At 61.5% G+C, this 22,225-nt stretch carries 23 protein-coding genes; 18 read left to right on the top strand and 5 right to left on the bottom strand.

Going from position 1 to position 22,225, the window contains the following annotated elements:
- Positions 1–30 precede the first annotated feature (30 nt).
- Positions 31–1,593 carry an efflux transporter outer membrane subunit gene (locus OOT43_RS00900; RefSeq protein WP_266022764.1) on the bottom strand — a complete coding sequence of 521 codons (1,563 nt, stop codon included), beginning with the start codon at positions 1,591–1,593 and terminating at the stop codon, positions 31–33.
- A 140-nt stretch (positions 1,594–1,733) separates the two neighbouring features.
- On the opposite strand from OOT43_RS00900, the gene mntA reads away from it, so the two are divergent.
- From mntA to OOT43_RS00920, 4 genes are read left to right on the top strand one after another with little or no spacing between them, the layout of a single operon-like run.
- The gene (gene mntA, locus OOT43_RS00905; RefSeq protein WP_266022765.1) at positions 1,734–2,138 is read left to right on the top strand and encodes a type VII toxin-antitoxin system MntA family adenylyltransferase antitoxin; all 405 of its coding nucleotides are present in this window, start codon (positions 1,734–1,736) and stop codon (positions 2,136–2,138) included.
- Positions 2,128–2,547, top strand: coding sequence for a type VII toxin-antitoxin system HepT family RNase toxin (hepT, locus tag OOT43_RS00910; protein WP_266022766.1), 420 nt, complete (start codon positions 2,128–2,130; stop codon positions 2,545–2,547). The genes mntA and hepT overlap by 11 nt, the downstream gene beginning before the upstream one ends.
- Positions 2,547–3,203, top strand: coding sequence for a thermonuclease family protein (locus OOT43_RS00915; RefSeq protein ID WP_266022767.1), 657 nt, complete (start codon positions 2,547–2,549; stop codon positions 3,201–3,203). Before hepT ends, OOT43_RS00915 begins: the two co-directional genes overlap by 1 nt.
- A 4-nt stretch (positions 3,204–3,207) precedes the next feature.
- Positions 3,208–3,843 carry an RluA family pseudouridine synthase gene (locus tag OOT43_RS00920; protein WP_266022768.1) on the top strand — a complete coding sequence of 212 codons (636 nt, stop codon included), beginning with the start codon at positions 3,208–3,210 and terminating at the stop codon, positions 3,841–3,843.
- A gap of 65 nt (positions 3,844–3,908) precedes the next feature.
- Here the strand turns inward: OOT43_RS00920 and OOT43_RS00925 are convergent, their stop codons facing one another.
- A complete protein-coding gene (locus OOT43_RS00925) occupies positions 3,909–6,008 on the bottom strand; it encodes a phosphocholine-specific phospholipase C (RefSeq protein ID WP_266022769.1) in 2,100 nt (699 codons plus the stop codon).
- A gap of 332 nt (positions 6,009–6,340) precedes the next feature.
- On the opposite strand from OOT43_RS00925, the gene OOT43_RS00930 reads away from it, so the two are divergent.
- The 5 genes from OOT43_RS00930 (at position 6,341) to OOT43_RS00950 (ending at position 9,866) form a co-directional block, all read left to right on the top strand.
- Positions 6,341–6,712, top strand: coding sequence for a VOC family protein (locus tag OOT43_RS00930; protein WP_266022770.1), 372 nt, complete (start codon positions 6,341–6,343; stop codon positions 6,710–6,712).
- A gap of 49 nt (positions 6,713–6,761) precedes the next feature.
- On the top strand, positions 6,762–7,445 hold the full coding sequence (locus OOT43_RS00935) for a helix-turn-helix transcriptional regulator (RefSeq protein WP_266022771.1): 684 nt from the start codon (positions 6,762–6,764) through the stop codon (positions 7,443–7,445).
- 16 nt (positions 7,446–7,461) lie between these two features.
- Positions 7,462–8,754, top strand: a complete 1,293-nt coding sequence (locus tag OOT43_RS00940; protein ID WP_266022772.1) for an RNA polymerase sigma factor — start codon at positions 7,462–7,464, stop codon at positions 8,752–8,754.
- Positions 8,755–8,767: 13 nt separating this feature from the next.
- Complete coding sequence (locus OOT43_RS00945) at positions 8,768–9,376, top strand: GyrI-like domain-containing protein (RefSeq protein WP_266022773.1); 609 nt, start codon at positions 8,768–8,770, stop codon at positions 9,374–9,376.
- A 97-nt stretch (positions 9,377–9,473) separates the two neighbouring features.
- Entirely contained in the window at positions 9,474–9,866 is a 393-nt protein-coding gene (locus tag OOT43_RS00950) for a YciI family protein (protein ID WP_266022774.1), read from the top strand.
- Positions 9,867–9,968: 102 nt separating this feature from the next.
- Here the strand turns inward: OOT43_RS00950 and OOT43_RS00955 are convergent, their stop codons facing one another.
- Both OOT43_RS00955 and OOT43_RS00960 read right to left on the bottom strand, forming a co-directional pair.
- The gene (locus OOT43_RS00955) at positions 9,969–11,705 is read right to left on the bottom strand and encodes a tetratricopeptide repeat protein (protein ID WP_266022775.1); all 1,737 of its coding nucleotides are present in this window, start codon (positions 11,703–11,705) and stop codon (positions 9,969–9,971) included.
- A gap of 277 nt (positions 11,706–11,982) precedes the next feature.
- A complete protein-coding gene (locus OOT43_RS00960; protein ID WP_266022776.1) occupies positions 11,983–13,443 on the bottom strand; it encodes a beta-barrel assembly-enhancing protease in 1,461 nt (486 codons plus the stop codon).
- 96 nt (positions 13,444–13,539) lie between these two features.
- Between OOT43_RS00960 and tusD the strand changes: the two genes are divergently transcribed.
- From tusD to ubiA, 6 genes are all read left to right on the top strand, one after another.
- Positions 13,540–13,911, top strand: a complete 372-nt coding sequence (tusD, locus tag OOT43_RS00965; protein WP_266022777.1) for a sulfurtransferase complex subunit TusD — start codon at positions 13,540–13,542, stop codon at positions 13,909–13,911.
- A complete protein-coding gene (gene tusC, locus OOT43_RS00970) occupies positions 13,908–14,276 on the top strand; it encodes a sulfurtransferase complex subunit TusC (protein WP_266022778.1) in 369 nt (122 codons plus the stop codon). Before tusD ends, tusC begins: the two co-directional genes overlap by 4 nt.
- A complete protein-coding gene (tusB, locus tag OOT43_RS00975; RefSeq protein ID WP_266022779.1) occupies positions 14,273–14,581 on the top strand; it encodes a sulfurtransferase complex subunit TusB in 309 nt (102 codons plus the stop codon). The genes tusC and tusB overlap by 4 nt, the downstream gene beginning before the upstream one ends.
- Positions 14,572–14,895 (top strand): TusE/DsrC/DsvC family sulfur relay protein, encoded by a 324-nt coding sequence (locus tag OOT43_RS00980; protein ID WP_266022781.1) that lies wholly within the window; start codon positions 14,572–14,574, stop codon positions 14,893–14,895. The genes tusB and OOT43_RS00980 overlap by 10 nt, the downstream gene beginning before the upstream one ends.
- A gap of 146 nt (positions 14,896–15,041) precedes the next feature.
- Positions 15,042–15,530: a chorismate--pyruvate lyase family protein gene (locus OOT43_RS00985; RefSeq protein ID WP_266022782.1), complete on the top strand. Its 489-nt coding sequence runs from the start codon at positions 15,042–15,044 to the stop codon at positions 15,528–15,530.
- Positions 15,527–16,405, top strand: coding sequence for a 4-hydroxybenzoate octaprenyltransferase (gene ubiA, locus OOT43_RS00990; RefSeq protein WP_266022783.1), 879 nt, complete (start codon positions 15,527–15,529; stop codon positions 16,403–16,405). The genes OOT43_RS00985 and ubiA overlap by 4 nt, the downstream gene beginning before the upstream one ends.
- 109 nt (positions 16,406–16,514) lie before the next feature.
- Here ubiA and OOT43_RS00995 read toward each other — a convergent pair whose 3' ends face one another.
- Positions 16,515–17,336, bottom strand: a complete 822-nt coding sequence (locus OOT43_RS00995; protein ID WP_266022784.1) for a cytochrome C assembly family protein — start codon at positions 17,334–17,336, stop codon at positions 16,515–16,517.
- A 102-nt stretch (positions 17,337–17,438) separates the two neighbouring features.
- On the opposite strand from OOT43_RS00995, the gene ffh reads away from it, so the two are divergent.
- The 3 genes from ffh to OOT43_RS01010 all read left to right on the top strand — a co-directional run bounded on the left by ffh (position 17,439) and on the right by OOT43_RS01010 (position 22,217).
- Positions 17,439–18,797 (top strand): signal recognition particle protein, encoded by a 1,359-nt coding sequence (ffh, locus tag OOT43_RS01000; RefSeq protein ID WP_266022785.1) that lies wholly within the window; start codon positions 17,439–17,441, stop codon positions 18,795–18,797.
- A 134-nt stretch (positions 18,798–18,931) separates the two neighbouring features.
- Positions 18,932–20,479 carry an IPT/TIG domain-containing protein gene (locus tag OOT43_RS01005; protein WP_266022786.1) on the top strand — a complete coding sequence of 516 codons (1,548 nt, stop codon included), beginning with the start codon at positions 18,932–18,934 and terminating at the stop codon, positions 20,477–20,479.
- A 160-nt stretch (positions 20,480–20,639) separates the two neighbouring features.
- Positions 20,640–22,217 carry an IPT/TIG domain-containing protein gene (locus tag OOT43_RS01010; RefSeq protein WP_266022787.1) on the top strand — a complete coding sequence of 526 codons (1,578 nt, stop codon included), beginning with the start codon at positions 20,640–20,642 and terminating at the stop codon, positions 22,215–22,217.
- Positions 22,218–22,225: the final 8 nt, after the last annotated feature.

Here is a 22,225-nt window from a genome sequence, read left to right on the forward strand (position 1 = left end):
GTCGAGGATTCTCCTGAATGAGAGGCCGATTCAGCTTCCGCCGGCCAGCTTGCCCGAATCGACCAGGGCGGTTTCCCAGCCGCCGCCGAGGGCTTTGTACAGCGACACCAGATCGGCGGCCACGGTAGCCTGGCTCCTCACCAGATCGCTCTCGGCGGAGTAAACCGCCCGCTCGGAATCGAGCACGTTGAGAAACGAGGTGAGCCCGGAGCGGTAACGCTCCTTGGAGAGCTTCAGCGCCAGCCGGTTCGATTCCACCGCCTGCTCCAAGGCCGTCCTGCGATCCTTTTCCTGGGCGTAGGCGACCAGGGAGTCCTCCACGTCCTTCAAGGCACCGAGCACGGTGGATTGATACGCCAGGAAGCTCTGCTCCTGCTGGGCCTCCTTGGCGTCGATGTTGGCCTGGATCCTGCCCCAGTTGAATATCGGGGTGGTCAAGGTTCCGGCAGCCGACCAGGATTTGCTCAAGGCGGTGACGTCGGTGATCTTCATGTTCTGGAAGCCGAGGAAGGCGGCGATGTTGAACTTCGGATAGAGATCGGCCGTAGCGACGCCGACCTGCGCCGTGGCGGCGGCCAATTGCCGCTCGGCCAGCCGGATGTCGGGTCGGCGCCGCAGCAGCTCCGAGGGCAGGTCGAGCAGGATACGGTCGGGCGCCGACGGCACCGGCTGTTCGGGATCGAGCAGGGCCTGCAATGCGCCGGGGGTCTTGCCGAGGAGCAATTCGAGCTGGTGCATGGACTGCTTGCGGGCGGTTTCGTACACCGGCAACTGGGCCTGGGTCTGCGCGGCGAGGGCTTCGGCCTGAACCGCTTCCAGAGAGTCCGACAGGCCGGCCTGGTAGCGGATACGCATCAGCCGGGCGGTCTCGAGCTGGAGCTTGAGGTTGGCCTGGCTGACGTCCAGCAGGTGCTGGTTGCTGCGCATTTCGATGTAGGCGCGGGCGACGTCGCCCAGGAGAGTGACCAGGACTGCCCGGCTGTTTTCGACTTCGGCCTCGAGGTTGGCTTCCGCCGCTTCGATCGAGCGCCGGATGCCGCCGAACAGGTCGATCTCCCATTGGACGTCGAACCCGAGCTGGAAGATGTCGATGTTGTTGCCGAAACCGACGCCGCCGGGTTGTCCGCCCGCGCCGCTTTGGCCGGCGTTGTTGAGGCGCCGGCTCAGGCTCTCCTTGTTGGAGACGATCGGCAGACCGTTCGCGATGGCGACCAGGCGCTGTTCCCGGGCAGCGCGGATGCGGGTGTAGGTTTGCTTGAGATCCAGATTGGCGACCATCGCCTCCCGGATCAACCGGTTCAGTACCGGATCGCCGAAAGCTTTCCACCAATCCGCGCCGGCCGTTTCCGACGGGGCCGCCGCCGGCGGCTTGGCTTCGTGCCAGCGTTCCGGCGTCGCCGTGTCCGGGCGCTGATAGTCAGGACCCACCGGCGAACAGGCGGTAAACACCGCGCCGAGCAGACATGCGGAGAGACGCGGGATACGGCGTGGCACCTCGCCGCGGGCGCACTGTCCTGTGCGGATCGGCCCCGCGAACTGCAGGACGCGTTCGTTGCTCGAATTGTGATAGTCGGGCGGATTCAAGAAATTCATTCAATTAATTCAAACGACTGTTTGAATCGAAGATACGAAACAAGTGTTTGGATGTCAACCGGAATATTTCCTATTGTGTTTGGCGGCCTTTTTCGCTGCAGGATGGACGATCCGGCGGCGGCTGGCGGAAAATGGGCTCAATGACCATCACGCAACGCACATCGATCCTCCGAACCCTGCAATCGGGCCTGCCCCAGCTACTGGCCGTCTACGCATTCGGCAGCCGTATCCGCGGTGATGCGCGGCCGGACAGCGACCTCGACCTGGCTGTGCTGGTAGCGGGGTACGCCGATCCGGTAGTTCTGTGGGAACTGGCCGGGGAACTCTCCGATGCCGCCGGTTGCCAGGTCGATCTGCTGGATCTGCGCGCGGCCTCCACCGTCATGCAATACCAGATCGTCACGACCGGAGAACGCTGGTGGTCCAAGGACGCCCAGGCGCCGATTTACGAGGCGGCGATTCTGAGTGAGAAGACCGCGCTGGATACCGCCCGCGCGGCTCTGCTCGACGACGTTCGCCGTGAAGGAAGAATTTATGGCCGATGACGTCTTGCTCAATAAATCCGCCATCATCGAACGTTGCGTGAGGCGGGCGAAAGAGGAATATGCCCGCGATCCGGCGGGCTTCGCGACCGATTTCACCCGCCAGGACGCCGCCATTCTGAACATTCAGCGTGCCTGCGAAGCCGCACTCGACCTGGGCCAACATCTGATCCGGCGGGAAAGGCTCGGTGTCCCCCAGAGCGCACGGGACGTGTTTGCCCTGTTGGCCCAGGGCGGCTGGATCGACCCCGCTCTCGCCGATGCGCTCAAACGCATGGTGGGATTCCGCAACATCGCCGTGCACGATTACCAGAGCCTGCAGTTGCCCATCACCGTCAGCGTCATCGAGAAACATCTGGACGAATTTCTGCAGTTCAGCCGCACGCTGCTCCTGCGCGATGCGGCCAGGTGATGTCCATCCTTCGACGTTCTTCCGGCGCGCTGGTCGCTTGGCTGCTGCTGGAGGCCGCGTCCGCTCTGGCCGGCCCGAGTTTCAGCGGACGGGTGTCGGCGGTGCTGGACGGCGATTCCATCACCGTGGTGGAGACCGGACAGCGCGGACTTCAAGTGCGGCTGGCGCAGATCGACGCACCGGAATATGGACAGACGGACTGGCAGGCGTCCAGACAATCGCTGTCCGATCTGCTGCTGGGGAGAGCCGTGACCGTGGAGCGGGTGGACGCGGACCGTTACGGCCGCGTCGTGGGCCGGGTGTGGGCGGATGGGGCCGATGCCAGCCTGGAGCAGGTTCGGCGCGGCATGGCCTGGGTGTACCGGCAGTACGCCACCGATCAGGCTTATTTCCGTGCCGAAGAGGAGGCACGGAAGGAAAGGCGGGGCCTGTGGTCGCAGCCTCACCCGGTTCCACCGTGGCGATTCCGCCATCGGGCCGGATCAGCGGCTTCCGAACCCCGCCGCTCTCCGGCCAATGGCGTCCGCCAATGTGGCGCCAAGCGCCGCTGCGCCGAGATGGCCTCCTGCGAGGAAGCGCGTTTCTACCTGATCCGCTGCGGCGTAAAGAGTCTGGACCGTGACGGCGACGGCACCCCTTGCGAAAGCCTGTGCTGAAGCGATGGAATTGGTTCACGCCGATGCCGCATTGCTGGTCTTGTCCAAGCCCAGCGGCCTGCTTTCGGTACCGGGGCGCGGCCCCGACAAGCAGGACTGCCTCAGCGGACGGGTTCAGGTCAGGTTTCCCGACGCCCTCATCGTGCATCGCCTCGACATGGCCACTTCGGGCCTGATGGCCATGGCGCGCGGACCGGCGGCGCAGCGCATCCTGAGCCGGGCCTTCGCCTGCCGGGAAGTGGTCAAGCGTTACGAAGCGGTGGTCCACGGCGTGCTGAGCACACCGCCGGACGCCGAGGACGGCTGGAGCAGCATCGATCTTCCCCTGGTCCTCGATTGGCCCAATCGCCCGCTGCAAAAGGTCGACCCGTTGCACGGCAAACCCAGCCTGACCCGCTGGCGAATCCTGGGCCACGAAACCGATGCCACCCGCGTCGAACTCGAACCGGTCACCGGACGCTCCCACCAGTTGCGGGTCCATCTCGCCGCCCTGGGGCATCCGATGCTCGGCGATCCGCTGTATGGGCACGAAGCGGCGAAATCCCGGGCCGGCAGGCTGCTGCTGCACGCCAAGGGCCTGGGACTCCACCATCCGGTGAGCGGCGAGTGGCTCGAATTCGAAAGCCCGGTGCCGTTTTGAACAGGCCCTGACACGGGCGGCCGGAAGCCTTCCTAGGCGCGGCCGGCCGGCCCGCAGACTGCGGACTAGATCAATCCTCCCATCAAAGGGTCGCTGATGCTGTCCTTGCCGGTTTCGACATGGCCGGCGAGTCGATATTCGAAGCCGGCATCGCCTTCGACGGTGACGATCAGGTCGTACCACCCGGAGAACAGACCGAGCGGCCAGCGCCGCGACCTGCCGACGCCGTTCTGCAGTTCGAGCACCGTGAACCTGCCGGTGTACTTGTCCAGGATACGGACCTTGGCCTTTCCTTGTGCGAGGTTGGCGATGTTCAGAGTGATGCCGTTTTTTACCTTGTCGTAGCTGGCATTGACGTTCAGATTGGCCGGGCCGTTCGGACTGCCTTTGAACGACCGGAAAAAACCGTTCGGGCCGTAAACCGACAGGTCGTAGCCGGTGGAGGCGCTCCAACTCCCGGAGAGCGATTTGGCGGGCTCGACGGTGTAGGTTCTGGGCATTTCCTGGTCGTTCCGCGAACGTACCTGAAAGACGGCGGCTGCCATACCGACGTTGTCGAAATCGATGCGGAACGCATCGCCGATGCGGGCGCCATGGGCATGGAGCGCATAGGGCAGAGCGCGTGCCCGACGGACACCGGATTCCTGGACCGGCAGCGTCTGGTTGACGGGCGGGGTCGGTATCTCTTTCGAATAGGCGTCCTTGTTCAGGTCGGTCGGCACATAGGCGCCGGTGGCCGGCAGCCTGACCTTCCAGGCGTTGGGTCTCTTGAAGTCGAGGGTGCTGGTGAGATCGCCCACCACAGCACGTCGCCACGGGGTGATATTGGATTCGATCAGGTCGGGATGCTCGTCCGCGAAACGTGCCTCGATGAAGCGGATGGTCGAGGTGTGGTCGAATACCTCCGAGTTCACCCAGCCGCCCTTGCTCCATGGGGATACGACCAGCATCGGCACGCGCATCCCCAGGCCATAAGGGGCGGACGGAGGGTTCCTGGGATCGGCGGGGTTGCCCGGAAAGATTTCATTGACGGTGTCGACGGTGGACAGGCCCTGGCCGTCGTTCATCGGCGGGGTCGGCGGGACCATGTGGTCGAAGTACCCGCCTTCCTCGTCGAAATTGATGATGAAGACGGTCTTGCTCCAAACCTCCGGGTTGGCAACCAGGATGTCCATGATCCGGGAGATGTACCACGCACCCCAGTTGGCCGGCCAGATCGGATGTTCGCCATAGGCCTCGGGCGCGGCGATCCAGGAAACCTGAGGCAGGTTGCCGGACATGACGTCCGCGCGGAAGTCCTCCAGCAGCATCAGCGGATCCTTGCCGTGCGCCTTGATTTCGGTTCCGGTCTTGGCGCGATCCGCCAGCGGATTGCCGGGCTGGGCGTTCTGGTATTGATGGAAATACAGCAGGGAGTTGTCGCCGTAGTTGCCGATGAACGGATCGGAAGTCCAGCCCCACCAGTTGCCGTTGTCCGCGTTCAAGCCGTCGCCGATATCCTGATAGACCTTCCAGGTAATGCCGGCGTCCTGTAGCCGTTCCGGATAGGTGTGCCAATCGTAGCCGGCCTCGTCGTTGAAGATCACCGGACCGCCGCCCTGACCGTCGTTGCCGCACCAGCCGGTCCACATGTAATAGCGGTTGGCATCGGTTCCGCCCAGCAAGGAGCAATGGTAGGCGTCGCAGATCGTGAAGGCGTCCGCCAGCGCATAGTGGTAGGGGATGTCCTTGCGGCCCAGGCAGGTCATGGCGGCGACCCCCTTGTTCGGCACCCACTGGTCGTAGTTGCCCCAGTTCCAGGCGGCATGGGTATTGTTCCAGCTGTGGGGCGGATCCGGCGAGAACCACAGGCCTGCGTTTTCGACGTCCGGGCGGAACGGCAGGAGATAGCCGGCGCCATTGGGCTGATGCCAGACCGGCTTGCCGTTCGGCAGCGTCACCGCCCTGGGGTCGGCGAAGCCCCGTACGCCTCGCATCGCGCCGAAATAGTGATCGAAGGAGCGGTTTTCCTGCGTCAGGATGACGATGTGCTCCACGTCCTTGATGGTGCCCGTGCGATGGTTGGCGGGGATTTCCAGGGCGCGGGCGATGCTGGTCGGCATCGCTGTAGCCATTGCGCCGGAGCCCATCAACTTGAGGAATGTACGACGATCGGTATTGCCCATGGGATGCCTCTGTGTGGATTTGTTGTTGATCCGCGCCCACTCCGAAGCACCGTTCCGAATCGTCAGGTGATGCAGGCAGGCCGGTTACGGGCCTGGAAGATTTCCGGGCAGATGCAAAATTGTAGGTCCGCAATAATGTCAACTGTGAAACAGGCGGATTAACGATTCGTTACAGGATTTCGGCAGGGCAGAGATTCCCGACGTATCTGGGGGAGAGAGGATCGCAAGAGGGCTGACGGTTTCGATAAGGAAGCGAACATTGCTGACACCACGTTGTCAGGAACCCGCCCTTACCATGCAGCCTCCTGACAAACTCCAAGGAGACCATGGATATGAGCAACGTAGCGAACTGGTTCGAAATTCCCGTGAATGACCTGGCGCGAGCCAAGGCCTTTTATCAGGAAGTCCTACAAACGACGTTCAAGGACGAGGAAATGGGGGGCTACCGGCTGGCCATTTTCGCGTCCGAAGGCGAGGCGGTCGGCGGCATGCTGGTCGCCGGCGAACACTACGAGCCCAGCCGGACCGGCGCGGTCATCTATCTCAACGGCGGAGCGGACCTGAGCCAGCCGTTGCAGCGCGCAGTCGAGCACGGCGGCAGCGTGCTGGTGCCGAAAACGCCCATCCATGAAGGCGACTGCGGCTACTTCGCGCAATTCCTGGACAGCGAAGGCAACCGCATCGGCTTATACTCGCCGGCTTGAACCTTGCCGAGACGGGCGGCCGAGCGCACCTCGGCCGCCTGCCCACCCGATGCGACGCGCCGACCGCCTGTTTCAGATCGTCCAAATCCTGCGCAACAAGCGCTTGGTCACCGCCAAGGCGCTGGCCGAACGGCTGGAGGTCTCCGAGCGCACGATCTACCGCGACATTCAGGATATCAGCCTGTCGGGCATTCCCGTCGAAGGGGAAGCGGGTGTCGGCTACACCTTGCGCCATGCCATCGACATACCGCCGATCATGTTCACCGCTGCGGAACTGGAGGCGCTGGCGGTCGGGGCCAGGATGGTGAAGTCCTGGGCCGGAATCGAACTGGGCCATTCCGCGCAATCGGTGCTCGACAAGGTGACGGCCGTCGTCCCCGCCGATCTGAAGGCCAATATCGAGCGCAGCAAGCTGTTTTCGCTGCGCTTCGGCGAACGCGAGGACATCGATGTCACTCTCGACATCTGTCGGAAAGCCATCGACCTGAAGCGTTTCCTATACTTCGGCTATTGCCGTGCGGACGGCGAGCAAAGCCGGCGCCGCATTCGCCCTTTAGGCCTCTACTTTTGGGGAAACGTATGGTCGCTGGCCGGCTGGTGCGAACTTCGGGAGGACTTTCGCAATTTCCGGCTGGACCGCATGCAGTCCATCCTGATGGAAAACCAGTCGTTCGAAGATGGGGCCGGGCAAAGCCTGCAGGACTTCATCAAACGGATGACTTGCAATTCGTGACTTCGGTGGGGCGGGCATGCTCGGGGAATCGCAAAATGAAAAGGGCGGGGGCGTGACGGGTAAGGAATCGGCAGACCGCGTTCGCGGCAGATTGGAGGCCATCTACCGCGAGGAGTCTCGGCGGGTGTTCGCCACGCTGGTGCGCCTGCTCGGCGACTTCGACCTTGCCGAAGAAGCGCTGCACGACGCCTTTCGCGCGGCACTGGAACAATGGCCGAGGGATGGCGTCCCGGCCAATCCCAGAGCCTGGCTGGTATCCGCCGGACGTTTCAAAGCCATCGACGGCATGCGCCGCCGGTCCCGTTTCGAAGCCTTGCCGGACGAGGTCGCCGAGCAACTCGCGGACGATCTCGCCGATCCGGCCGGCCTCGATGGCGAAACCCTTGAGGACGATCGGCTGCGGCTCATCTTTACCTGCTGCCATCCCGCGCTGTCGCCCGACGCGCAGGTCGCACTGACCCTGCGCGAAGTGTGCGGCCTGACCACCGAAGAGATTGCACGCGCCTTTCTCACGGCCGCTCCCACGCTCGCCCAGCGCATCGTCCGGGCCAAGGCGAAGATCCGCGATGCCCGCATTCCTTACCAGGTTCCCGCGCGCGAGGAGTTTCCTGTCCGCCTGGATGCCGTGCTGCGCGTCGTCTATCTCGTGTTCAACGAAGGTTATTCGGCGTCGTCCGGCGAGGCTCTCATGCGGCACGATCTGTCTAGCGAAGCCATACGTCTGGGGCGGCTGCTGATCGAACTATTGCCTGATCCGGAAGCGCTGGGATTGCTGGCGCTGATGCTGCTTCACGAATCCAGGCGCTCGGCGCGCAGCTCGCCCGAGGGCGAACTGATCCTGCTCGACGAGCAGGACCGCACGCTCTGGAACCGGGATCAGATTGCGGAAGGACTGTCCCTGGTGAGCCGGGCCCTGGCATCGCGGTACGTCGGCCCCTACGCGCTGCAGGCGGCCATCGCCGCGGTGCATGCCGAAGCGCCGAGCGCCGCTGCCACCGATTGGACGCAGATCGCAGGCCTGTACGAAGTGCTGCTGCGCGCCGAACCCTCGCCCGTCGTGGAACTGAACCGCGCCGTGGCGGTCGCCATGCGCGACGGTCCGGCGGCGGGATTGGCCCTGGTCGACGCCATCGTGGCGGAGGGTGTCCTGGCGGACTACCATCTGGTGCATGCGGCGCGAGCTGACCTGTGCCGGCGGCTCGGGCGCACCGCCGAGGCCCGGGCTGCATACCAGGATGCCATCGCCCTCGCAAAACAGGACGCAGAGCGGCGGTTTCTGGAGCGGAGATTGCGGGAATTGCCGGATTGAAGAGGGATAAGTCATGGAGAAAATCGATTTCAAGAAGCAACTGAAGCCGCTGTATCAGGCCTCGGCCGAGGGACCCTCCCAACTCAATGTGCCCGCACTGAATTTCCTCATGGCGGATGGGGAAGGGGACCCGAATACCTCCCCAAGCTACGCCGAGGCGGTGGAAGCCTTGTTCGGGGTGGCCTATGCGGTGAAGTTCATGATCAAGAAAGGGCCGCTGGCGATCGATTACGCCGTCATGCCGCTGGAAGGGCTATGGTGGGCCGACGATCCGTCGGTGTTCGCGGCGGGGGACAAGACCCGCTGGAAATGGACGATGATGATCCTGCAGCCGCCGTTCGTCGGCCGGGAAACCATAGACGACGCCATTGCCGAGGTGGCGAAGAAAAAGAAGCCGCCCGCGATATCAAGGTTGCGCCTAGAAACCCTGACGGAAGGCCGTTGCGCGCAAATCCTGCACGTCGGCCCATTCTCGGCGGAAGGGCCGACGATAGAAAAGCTGCACGGCTTCATCGACGCCAACGGCGAAAAGGCCGGGAAACACCACGAAATCTATCTGAGCGACATCCGGAGGGCGGAACCGGCGAAGTGGAAAACCATCATCAGGCAACCGATGCGGTGAAACACTGAGTCGAATTCCAACCTGTCCAAACGACTAGGAAGCGACGGGAACCCAGCCTGGGAGGCGGGCCCGCAAACTGATCGTCAAGGAGAAAAATATGAAATATATCTGTTTCGGATATCTGGACGTCGAGAGCTGGATGAAAAAATCGAATAGCGAGCAAAACGCCATGATCGACAAGTGCTTCGCTTACGACGAGGTGCTTAGGAAAAACGGACATTGGGCTGGCGGGGAGGGGTTCAAAGGTCCGGACGCCGCCACGACGCTGCGTTACCGGAACGGCAAAGTCTCCATCACCGATGGGCCTTACGCCGAGACAAAGGAGCTTCTAGGCGGGCTGTTGATTCTGGAAGCTGAAGACTTGAATCAGGCCATCCAGTTGATATCGAATCATCCCGGCCTCCATATGGGGTCCTGGGAAATCCGGCCAGCCGAGGATTTGTCGGCCATGATTGCGGAAAGCGAGAAGCGCCGCGCCGCTGCAAAATAATAGCCGCTACACACACAACGTCGGAGAAAATCGACCGGTACTTGAGAGAAGGAGGTTGAGGCCACGTCCGAGTCGCCGGACGAGGCCATGGCTTCGCCGCTTTCACAGCCGGTCCATGGCGAGGGGGCTCTGATTGCCTGCCCGCACCTTCTCCAGGATGCGCTGCGTTTCCGCTGCCGCGCTCATGTTTCCGCGTTTTCGCTGCACTTCCGCGAGGGCCCAAAGTGCCCAGGCATCGTTCGGGGCCTGTTCGAGCGAGGCGCGCAGTTCCCGCTCGGCGCCCGCGAGGTCGCCCGCCAGGAATTTCAAGGCCCCCAGCGAGCGGCGGACCGGGTAATACCAGTAGGGAGGCTCCATGTAGGGCAGTTTCTCCTGCTGGGCCGCCGCCCGCTCGAAGGCGGCAACGGCTTGCGCGGATTCGCCCCGCGCCTGGGCGATGCGGGCGCGGAGGACCTCACCGGCGATGTGGACCAGATCCGGCGCCGGCACTCCGGCGGCGGACAGCGCCGAAAAATCCGCCGTTGTTTCCAGCCGCAACAAAGCGTTTAGTTCCGTCTGGGCCTCCCGAACGGCCGTCTGGCGAGCCGCAGCTACCCCCCGGGCATAGCGCCACATGGCCTGGACGTAAGGGAACTCCGAACCCGGGTCGGCCAGCTTCGATACGGCCTCCGGCGTTCCGAACTGGGCCTGGGCGAAATACGGAGCCGCCTTGATGGGCTGCGCCCAGGGTACGGCCCGGACGGCGTCGTCGGCGATGACAGTGGCGAGTTTGCCCGCGGTATCGAGAGCCATAGCGCCGTCACCGGCCATCTGCGCAGACACCATCAGGAAATGCACGTTGTGGGGATAATAGGCGAGCGCGTAGATGCCTTTGGCGCCGGTTTCCTTCAGATAAGCCTCGTCCGCGGCGATGGCGGCGCGATTGGCTTCCAACGCGTCACGATAGCGGCCCAGGCGGTAATACAGGTGGCCGGGCATGTGCACCATGTGGCCGGCGCCGGGCATCAGCCGCGCAAGCCGGTCCGCATGGGCTTCGGCCCGTTCGGGCCGGTCGGAGCTTTCCACCACGTGGATGTAGTAATGGATCGCGCCGGGATGGTCGGGATTCCGCGCCAGTACCCTTTCCAATACCTGCAGGATTTCTGTGGTGCGGCCCTTCGGTGTGTGCCTATCTTCTTCCCAATAGTCCCAGGGCGAGAGGTCCATGAGGCTTTCCGCATACAGGACGGCGATCTCGTCATCCGTGGGATAACGCCGATAAAGTTTGCCCATGGCCTCGGCATAGGTCTGGTCCAGGGTCTTGCGGCCGGCTTCGGAATTTCCGGCGTAGCGCTTGGCGAGCGCCTCGATCAAAGCCCGTTCCTTACGAGGCCCTTGCCTGACGAGCGTCCTGGCCTGCCCGATCGCTGAACTGGCCGGAGCGATGGCGGCGGGTTCCATGGGGGCATTGATGTTGGGGCCGAGTACCAGGGCTTCGCCCCAGAAGCACATCGCGCAGCTTGGATCGAGCTTCTGTGCCTTGCGAAACGCGCGCCGGGCTTCCAGGTGATTGAACGCGTAGCTGAGGCGCAGACCCTGGTCGAAGTAGCGCTGGGCCAGCTTGTCATGGGTCTTTATCCTGTAGCTCAGCGTACCGAGGTTGCTCCAAAGGGGCGGTTCGGTCTCGGCATAGTCATAAGCCGCCAAGGCCGCCGTCGGAAGCCGCCCCGCCTCTCCGTGACCGTGGGTATGGCCGGGGTGGCCATCGGCAGGCACGTTGACGCTGGCTGCCAGCATCGCGGCGATTAGCGGTACGTTCCTCCCGAGGGAGATGAGGGTGAGCGGCCTGTTGCAGTTCATGGATTCATAAATTAAAAAACGAGAGGTTAGCTGGACGACCGGCGGCGGAATGTCCCGCCAAGCTGACCCCACGAATACGCTGCGACAGCGAACTGATCCGAATCGCTTCCGGCGAGGGCAGCGCTTTCCGGATACCTTTGATCAACTCGGCAGTGAGCTGGTACGCATTGCGATCAAAGTCGAAGGTTCCCTTTTTCGGGAGGTCACGCCTCTGTGTTGAAGCTCGGAGGATGCCGGGAAAGCGCTGCCTTCACAAGTCAGGATGCTACGTGGGTGCCTACTTTTCCCTTTCTGCCTTCTGCTCTTCCATCAATTCCTTGAGCCGCTCCTCGATTGCCGAGTCGGTCTGGAAATCGCGCCCTGGCGCTTTTTGCGCGAGCTTTAGGTGCAGAATCGCGTTGCGGGTCTGGCCGTCGGCGTAATAGGCTTCGGCCAGGTAGCGGTGGGATTCGGCTTCGTTCCCGAGTTGGGAATGGGCTTGCGCCAGCAGTTCGTATACTTCCGGCGTCGCGGGAAAACGGAGCAGGTACTCCTGCAGCCGCTTGCGCGCCTCCGCGGGTTTGCCGGACCGGACCAGAGTCTGGGCGTAATTCAGGCTGAGCGCGTGGTTGCCGGGAAAGCGCTTCAGGGCTTCGTCGTAGGTGGCGAGAGCGGCGGGATAGTTCTTGGCTTCGCGCTCGGCATCGGCGAGCGCATTGTAGAATTGCGACTGCTCGGGATAGTGGCGGATGAGCTCCTGGAGCATGGGTCCGCCCTGGCCGATCTTGCCCTGGGCGATCAGCGCCAGGGCCAGGCCGTAGCGGGCCACATCCCGCTGCTGGCGAGTGCCGACGTCGGAAATCGCGGTGAAATAGCTGACGCTTTCCTGAGGGTTGTGGGTCGTCTGCACGTGCAGCTTGGCTCGGATGATCTGGTAGGTGAAAGAGTCCGGATACTGCTTATAGGCGTACTGTTCGGCCCGCCCTCGGGTATCGGCGATACGGGACATGGTCACCGGATGGGTCAGCAGAAATTCGGGGGTGCTGCGTCCGGTGGAGAAGCGGGTCGATTGCTGCATCCGCTCGAAGAAGGTGGGCATGGCGCGGGGGTCGAAATCCGAACCGGAGAGGATTTTCATGCCTACACGGTCGGCTTCCGCTTCGTTGTCTCGGGTAAAATTGATCTGCGCCTGCTGGCTGGCTGCCGATGCGGCGATGACGGCCGCTTGACCCAGTTGGCTGGATCCCGTTCCGGCACCCAGCAACACCCCGGCCAGCATGGCCGCGGCGGTCGGCAGCGACATCCGGCCGGCGGCCTGGAATGCTTCGTAGAGGTGGCGCTGGGTGATGTGTGCGATTTCGTGGCCGAGCACCGAGGCCAACTCGCTTTCGCTTTCGGTCGTGAGGATCAGGCCCGAGTTGACGCCGATGTAGCCGCCGGGGCCGGCGAAGGCGTTGATCACCGGCTGGTTGACGACGAAAAAATGGAAGGCCTGTCCGGGCGTATCGCTGTGTTCCACCAGTTTCCGGCCGAGCGCCTGGATGTAATCGGTGACTTCCGGGTCTTCGTTGATCTGGACCTGGTTGTGCAGGTTCCGGTAAAAGGCTTCGCCCAGCGCCTTCTCCTGCTGGGGAGTGAACAGCGTGCCGGTGGAGTCGCCCATGTCCGGCAATTCGAGGTTGAGAGGTTCGCCGGCGGCGGCGGGGACCGCAGCGACCAGGAGCGCCGTCAGTGCGGCGGCCCACACGCAGGCTGGCATGGATGCGAATCGGCGGGTGCGGGGAAAAGTCATGAATGGGGTCGGATACATGGGGCGGAAAACGGCTTGGAGCGGTTCGCAGCGGAGTCGGTGATCATGAAATTCGTCATACAGATCAATGCGAGCCCTCGCGAGGCTCAGGCGGCGAACACCGCGTATCAGTTTATCAAAGCCGCGTTGGCGAACGGGCACCATATCCCGCTGGTGTTCTTTTACTATGACGGCGTCTGCAATGCACAAGTTTCATCGTTTGCCGGCGAAGACGATCTCTCCGCCCGCTGGAGCGCCCTGGTGCGTGAACATGGCCTGGATCTGGTCCTGTGCGTCTCCGCCGCCCAGCGCCGGGGTTTGGTTTCAACGGATGGAAAGGACGAAGGACTGCTGGCGCCGGGCTTCCGGATCGGTGGTCTCGGCCAGTGGGTGGACGCCTGCCTGAAAGCGGACCGGCTACTCACCTTCGCCGCATGAATCATCCTAAGAGTTTCGTATTCGTGGTGCGGCGGCCGCCTTTCTGCGGTGGCCGCAACGCCGAGATGGTGGACCAGTTGCTGGCGGTTGCGGCATTCGATCAGCCCGTGGACGTCCTGTTCCTCGACGACGGCGTGTGGCAGTTGCAGGCGGCTCATGTCCTCGAAGGCGCGGGGCTTCGCCCGTTGGCGCCGCTGCTGCAGACCCTGGAGTTCTACGACGTCCGCGAAGTTGCGGCGGAAACCGAATCGCTCGCCGAGCGCGCGCTGTCGCCGGATGGGCTGGTCTTGCCGGTGCGGCTGCTGGCGCGGAGCGAGGTTCCGGGCTGGATCGCCGGCCATGACCTCGCTGTGGGTTGCGGATGAGCGTGCTGCATCTGGTCAATGCCTCGCCCTTTGAGAGCGCCGCCCTCAGCCGATGCCTGGCCCGGGCGGGGGAGGGCGACGCCGTGCTCCTGCTGGAAAACGGCGTCTACGGTGCTCTGCCCGGTCGCCGATTCTCGGATGCAGTCGCTCAGGCGGCGGCACGGCTGGACATCCGCGTGCTGGCGCCGGATCTCGACGCCCGCGGCCTTTGCGCATCGAGCCTGCTGCAAACGCTCGGCCAGGTGGACTATGACGGCTTCGTCGAACTCGCGGCGCGGCACGAGCTTTCGCTGACATGGACGTGAATCAGCCTTTGCGGCTCGGCGCCGACGGTTTCCTGTTGGACTCGCAGTCCTGGGAAGAAGGTACGGCGGAACGCCTGGCCGAAACGATCGGCATCCGATTGACCGACGCGCACTGGGAGATCGTCCGCTTTATCCGCGACTACCATCGCCGCTTCGATCATCTGCCGAACGCCCGCCTGTTCGTCAAGGCGGTCCGGAAAGAGTTGGGAGAAGCCAAAGGCAACAACCGTTATCTACATGGGCTGTTTCCCGGCGGGCCGCTCAAGCAGGCCTGCCTGATCGCCGGCCTGCCCAAACCGCCGGGCTGCCTGTAGCTCCGGCGGCACGAGGCTGCGGTCTGCTAGAATCCGGCGTCCTTTTCCACCGAGCGCACGCCTTGTACTCCAGGAGCAAACTTTTCTCTTCCCTGCCGAAATTCCGTAATGCACATCGGGGCTGCGGCCCGGCGATACCGCGGCCCATGGAATCCTGGGTGTTCGAAAGGGGCTCCCTGACCCGGCGTCTGAAAGCCGCGTGCGGCGCCGACTTCAATGTTCGGGTGATCCGCCAGGGTTTCGCCCATCCCTTTCCGGACGAGGCTTTGCTGCTGAAACTCAGGTCCGGCCGCCGCGCGCTGGTGCGCGAAGTCGAACTCCGATCCCGCGAACGGCCTTTGGTCCTTGCCCGCAGCGTCCTTCCGGTGCAAACCCTGAAGGGTGTGGGACGCCGGCTGGCGCACCTGGGCAATCGCCCGCTGGGCGAAATTCTGTTCGCGTCACGGCGTCCGCGGCGTCATGGGTTCGAGGCGGCCCTGGCCGAGGTCCGCCATTGGCAGCCGGCGGTTCGCGCCGGATTGGGCTCGGCCGCGCCAGTCTGGGGCCGTCGCTCGCTCTATTCGATTGCTGGCAGGCCCTTGCTGGTCGCCGAGTTCTTCCTTCCCGCCGTGCTTTCCGCCCCGGAGTCCGCATGAACGTCCCGCCTTCGGTGAAATCGCGTGCCGATGCCTACTGGCGCCTGATGCGTTTCGACAAACCCATCGGCATTTTCCTGCTGCTCTGGCCCGCGCTGTGGGCGCTGTGGATCGCCGGACAGGGACGCCCTGATCCGGGCGTGGCGGCTGTGATCGTGCTCGGCGTGATCCTGATGCGGGCGGCGGGTTGCGTCATCAACGACTACGCCGACCGCGATTTCGACCCGCATGTCGAGCGCACCCGGCTGCGGCCGATCGCGGCGGGGGCGGTCACGCCGAAGGAGGCTTTGGTCCTGTTTGTAGTCTTATGCCTCACCGCGTTCGGTTTGGTGCTGACGATGAACGGGCTGACCATCGCCCTGTCGGTGCCAGGCGCGTTCCTGGCCGCCTCATATCCCTTCACCAAACGCTATACCCATCTGCCCCAGGCCTATCTCGGCCTGGCCTTCGGCTGGGCCATTCCCATGGCTTTCGCCGCCCAGACCGGGTCGATTTCGGCCGTGGCCTGGGCGCTGTACGCGGCAACGGTGCTGTGGGCGCTGATCTACGACACCATGTACGCCATGGTGGACCGGGACGACGATCTGAAGATCGGAGTCAAATCGACGGCTATTCTGTTCGGAGAGCATGACCGCGAAATCATCGGCGCCCTTCAGATCGCCATGTTGACGATCCTGTTCGGCATCGGTCGGTATCTTGGCTTAGGGTGGCCCTACGCGCTGGGCCTGGCTGCCGCGGCGGGATTTTCGGTTTACCAGCAGATCCTGATATTCCGGCGGGAGAAACCCAAGTGCTTCCATGCCTTTCTCAATAATCATTGGTTCGGTGCGGCGGTGTTCGCCGGGCTGTTTGCCGATTACGCCTGGTCTGACTGAGCCGTCCGCTATCGAAGGCCGTTCGATCTCATTTGCCTCATGCAGCAGGACGGCCTTTTCAAACTGACGGAACCGCTGCCGCCAGCGGACATCCTCTGCATTCATCGCTTCACACCCGGTGCAGCACCAGCTCCAGCACCATCTTGCTGCCGAAATAGGCCAGCATCAGCGCGACGAAGCCGCCCAGGGTCCAGCGGATGGCGATCCTGCCTCGCCAGCCGCGGAACCAGCGGCCGCCGAGCAGGGCGGCGAATACGCCCCAGGCGGCGATGGACAAGACGGTCTTGTGGGCCAGATGCTGGGCGAACAGGTCTTCGACGAACAGGAAACCGGTGATCAAAGAGATGCTTAGCAGGACGAACCCGGCGCCGATGAGCTGGAACAGCAGCTTCTCCATGGTCTGCAGGGGCGGCAGCGAGCGCACGAAGCCGCTGGCGTGGTGGGTTTTGAGCCGCCAGTCCTGCAGTGCGAGCAGGATCGCCTGCAGGGCGGCGATGTTGAGGAAGCTGTAAGCCAGCATCGACACCACGATGTGCAGGCGCATCTCCAGAGAGTGGTTCTTCAGGAAATGTTCCGCGTCCGGCAGCGAAAGCTTGAGGACCAGGATCAGGGCGGCCATCGGAAATACCACGATGCCGAGCTTCTCGACCGGGCGGAACAGCGCCCCGGCCAGCAATACCGTCACGATCATCCAGGCCGCGGCGGACAGCGTGTTCAGAAAGCCGATGTTGAAGTCCCCTTCGGCGTCGAACAGCGTGGAGAGCGTCAAGGCATGACAGCCGCTCGCAAGAAAGCCGAACACCAGGGTCGCCCACTTCTGGCGGCGGGTCTCCTCCGCGGAAAGGTAATCGGTGTGCAACGATGGGTAGATGGACGCGGCGGCGGCCAGATAGGCCAGGATCGCGGTGACGGCGAAGATCGTGGAATGCATACGGGGTCATGTCCTCCGGGGCGTAGTCTGGCATAATGCGCGGTCTGTTTGAAGCCGAGCGGACCGCGCCGGCACCCGAGTTACAAGATCAGGAAACAAGCCATGTTCGACAATCTGACCGACCGCCTTTCCGACTCCCTGCGCAAACTGCGCGGCCAGGGGCGTTTGACCGAAGCCAACATCCAGGACGCCCTGCGCGAAGTGCGTCAGGCGCTGCTCGAAGCCGACGTCGCACTTCCGGTGGTGAAGGACTTCATCGAACAGGTGAAGGAACGGGCACTGGGTCAGGAAGTCCAGAAGAGCCTCACCCCCGGCCAGGCCATGATCAAGATCGTCAACGACGAACTGGTGACGATCATGGGCAAGGCCAACGAGAAACTGAATCTCGCCACCCAGCCGCCGGCCGTGATCCTGATGGCGGGTCTGCAGGGGGCGGGCAAGACCACCACCGTCGCCAAGCTGGCGCGCTGGATCAAGGAGAACTTGCGCAAATCCGTGCTGGTGGCCAGTGCCGACGTCTACCGGCCGGCCGCCATCCAGCAGCTTGAGACCCTGGCCGGCGAAGTGAAGGCCGAATTCTTTCCCAGCGACGCCACCGAGCAGCCGGTGGACATCGCCCTGCGCGCGATCGAGCATGCCAAGAAACGCTACGTCGACGTGGTCATCATCGACACCGCGGGCCGTTTGCACATCGACGAAGAGATGATGGGTGAGATCAAGGCCGTGCACGCCGCGATCAAGCCGATTGAGACCCTGTTCGTGGTCGACAGCATGACCGGCCAGGACGCCGCGAACACCGCCAAGGCCTTCCACGATGCCCTGCCGCTGACCGGCGTCATCCTGACCAAGACCGACGGCGACGCCCGCGGCGGCGCGGCGCTGTCGATCCGCCACATCACCGGCAAGCCGATCAAGTTCATGGGCGTGGGCGAGAAGACTGCGGCGCTGGAAATGTTCCATCCCGACCGCTTGGCCTCGCGCATCCTCGGCATGGGCGACGTGCTCTCGCTGATCGAGGACGTCGAGCGCACCATGGACAAGGCCAAGGCCGAAAAGCTCGCCAAGAAAATTCACAAAGGCCGTCGCTTCGACCTCAACGACTACCGCGACCAGCTGCTGCAGCTCAAGAACATGGGCGGCTTGGCCGCCATGCTGGACAAGCTGCCGGGCGTCGGCAACGTGCCCCAGCACGTCAAGGACAAGATCAACGACAAGGAAATGTATCAGCAACTGGCGATGATCGATTCCATGACCCCCGGCGAGCGCTCCGACCCGGATGTCATCAATCCCTCCCGCAAGCGCCGCATTACTTTGGGGTCGGGCACCGATGTGCAGGATCTCAACCGCATGCTCAAGCAGCACGAGCAGATGCAGAAGATGATGAAGAAGCTCAAGGGCGGTAACATCATGAACATGATGAAGGGCATGAAAGGCCAGATGGGCCGCCGGATGCCGTTCTGAAGGCCGGCCGGCGACACTTTACCCTTTGCCGGTCCGATACCGCGCGCCGACGTTTTCGCAGCGATGGGGTAACGTTCCTGTAACCGCCGGAAGGTAGGCTGGCCGCCAAACTTCCAGCCATGGGGCGGCACCCAATGAACGTTCGTGCACGGAATCCGCAGGGCTATTTTTCTCTATCGCTTGCCGCCGTTCTGCTGGTCTCGGTTGGGCCATTCGGCCCCGATGCCGCAGCGGCCGGTTTTGCCACCATTTATGTCGCTCCGCACGTACCAAGACGCCTGAACAAGCTTCTCGGCGAGCGTTTCAATCTGACGCCCTTGTCTGCCGAATCGGCTCCGACTGTCTCGCTACAAGGTGGCGCAGGGGGGATCGTTCTCGGCAGCAAGGACTTGGATGTCCCCGAACTAACTAAGCTTGCCCGTGAAGCATACGGCCTGGGTCTCAGTGTCGCTATCGCGGATGCCGATGCCGAAGATACGGAGCGCTTGCGCGCTATTCTGAGCCGGAGCCTGCCTATTCCGCTCGGCAAGAACTCCAGGCTTAGCGGCAAAGTCTCCCTGTTGGCGGTACGCGAAGAAGCTGCCCCTACCTGTTGCAGGGCGTCCACAGTCCGAACCCACATAATGAAAAGGGCGGATAGAAAGGCGGACTCGCGAACGGTCGATTGGCTTGAGGCCGTCTTTCGAACTCGACAGACCACCACTGCAGCAGGGTCGCAGGGCGACGTCCAGAATGATCTCACCAAACTTGCCAATTCGACCTTGACGGACCAGTGGGTCACCAACAAGGAAGGCAGTGCTCTGCAGGTACTGAACGAGGCGTGGGCAGCACGCTCTTTCGTGTCTAACGTAGATTATTACTATGTACAACAGTGGGTGACAATTGCTAATTCAAAGGGAAGTTCGCCAAAATTAATCAAGGATGTTACATACACTGTTAATCAATTGGTAGCACCGTTTGGTTCCATCATAATACAGGCGGCTCCGGGTACGACCCAGAACGCTACGACCTATACCAGTGGAGTGAGCTTTTCAACGGGAGCCACTGCCGGATATAACGCAGGCAATATTCTTACTGCCACGGCAGGGTTAACTATTTCTAACTCCACCAGCACTACGGTTGCCCCGACACAGATCAAATATCAAGGAAGACCGGAAACGGGAATGCCGGTCTGGAAGACAATCACAAAAGAAGAAAAAAAAGGCCTTAACGCAAAATCGTACAGTTACACGCAGAACTGGATATGGGCCGTACCATTCGATTCCTACGAGGCAGATCAGACGTCGATCAACTACCTTACAATTACAACGGAACAGATCTATCGTGACTGGTCCGGCTTTAAGGAACCCGATCCCGTCCAATTCTTGTCCCTCGCGATAATGTCAGTCGTCCCGCTTCCGTTCAATCAGACCCAGCTTGCTCCACCATCCGTAACTGGGGTAAGTACACTTTCAGCGAGCCCGGGTGATGTAATTACCGTAACAGGTGCAAATTTTTACTTATTGAATTCAGTATTGATCGGCGGTAACCCTGTTCCGGTATCGAACTACTCGGTTGTCAAAAGTGACACATCTTTGCAGATCATTATTCCAGCCAATCAACCGTCGGGGCCAGGGCAGAGCATTGTCATCAATACCGATGAAGGCTTGTCGAATTCAGATATCACCCTGACGATAAACTGACAGTTATTGGCAGGTGGCTTTCAGTGGAAAGCAGATAAAAAAGCGAAGGGTGATCGGAGTCATTAGACTGTAATTTCGTCAATAAATTACTAATTCGCCCGGATTTCAATAGTGTCTTTGGATGGCCGTGGCGTAATGATTGAACAACACCGAAAGGCCCATGGAAATCTTGCAACCTAATCGCCGTCACTTGGCTGCCATTTTGTTCGGTAGCGTGCTTTTTTTCTCATCTTTATGCTCGCATGGCGAGGAACTCAGCCCAGGGAAGATATATGTCGCCCCTCATGCAAGGGGTCACATAATGAAACTCCTTGGTAGGCGCTTCAAAGTCCTTCCGGTTTCTGCCAAGACGGCGCAGCGCCGCCAATTGCAAGGGAATATTGGTGGTGTCCTTCTAGGCAGCAAGGATCTAAAGAGTCCGCCAATCGCGAGGCTGGCTAAAGACGCCTATGCGGCAGGTCTGACCGTCGCGGTGGTAGGAAGTGGGTCGGAGGAGGCCGAAGCTCTCCGGATTCTTGTTGGCCGGGATGTCCCGATTGTCCTGGGAGAGGATATAACTGGAAAAAACAAGGTATCACTGGTTGCGATACGCGAGGATGCCGGATCCGAATGCTGCCAAATTCGTCATCAACGGACTCATATATTGAAATCCGCATACAAGAAGGCGGACCATCGGATAACCGACTGGCTTAAGCAGGTCTTCCAATCTTGGCCAACTTCACCTCCCGAAACTTCCCCCGAGGGTGTGCAAGACGACCTCACTCAGATGGCGAATTCGATACTGACGGGTACAGTGTTGACTGATAAGGAAGGTGGTGTGGTACAAGTCGTGAACCAGACGTGGGCCGCGCGGTCTTTTGCGTCGAACCTCGATTTCTATTACGTCCAACAATGGGTCACGATTGCGAATCCCCACATGGAGGATAAGTTTGCTCACGTTGATAAAGATGTCGCAAAGGTATCAAATGCGATTATTGTGCCCATCAGTCTATATACGAAACCGTTGATTGTACAATACGCACCGGGAACGACTGAGAACGCTACTACCTATTCAAGCGGAGTCGAATATACAATTGGCGGGACTGCTGGTTATAATAAGGCAGATATATTGTCGGTCTCTGCGAGCATGAAGATCTCAAATTCGACAAGTACGACAGTCAGTCCAACCCAGATCGAATATTCAGGAAGTCCAGGCACTGGAATTCCTGAGTGGAAATATACCACGAAGCAAAAAGATCAATATCTGGATGGCGACACTTATATATATACCCAAAATTGGATATGGGCCGTACCTTTCGATGCGTATACTAATGGAGAGACATCGATAACATATTCTACGCGGCTGAAGGGAGAGCGCGAAACAGTATGGTATTCTTATTATGAAGGAAATGAATATCCACATTACGAAGTTAAGACCATCGCGGAGGGGGCGTTGTATACTGCAGTACCTTTCCCGTTTAACGATACGGAACTTTCGGCACCCACTGTAATCAGTGTAGATAGAAATTCTGCTAAGCCAGGCGACGTCATCACCGTCACCGGAACAAACCTGTATCTTATCGAAAGCGTGGTAATTGGAGGGAATCCGTTACCCGCTGGCAACTACGAGGTCGTCGACAGTGACACGACGATCAGGATAGTTATACCTGCAAATCAACAAAAAGGGCCTAATCAGAGTATAGTCATCAATACTCAAGAAGGGTTTTCGAACTCGAGCGTGGTGTTGTCGATTGATTGAGTCTGCAA

Source organism: Methylococcus mesophilus, assembly GCF_026247885.1.
In the GTDB taxonomy this organism is placed as follows: Bacteria; Pseudomonadota; Gammaproteobacteria; order Methylococcales; family Methylococcaceae; genus Methylococcus; species Methylococcus mesophilus.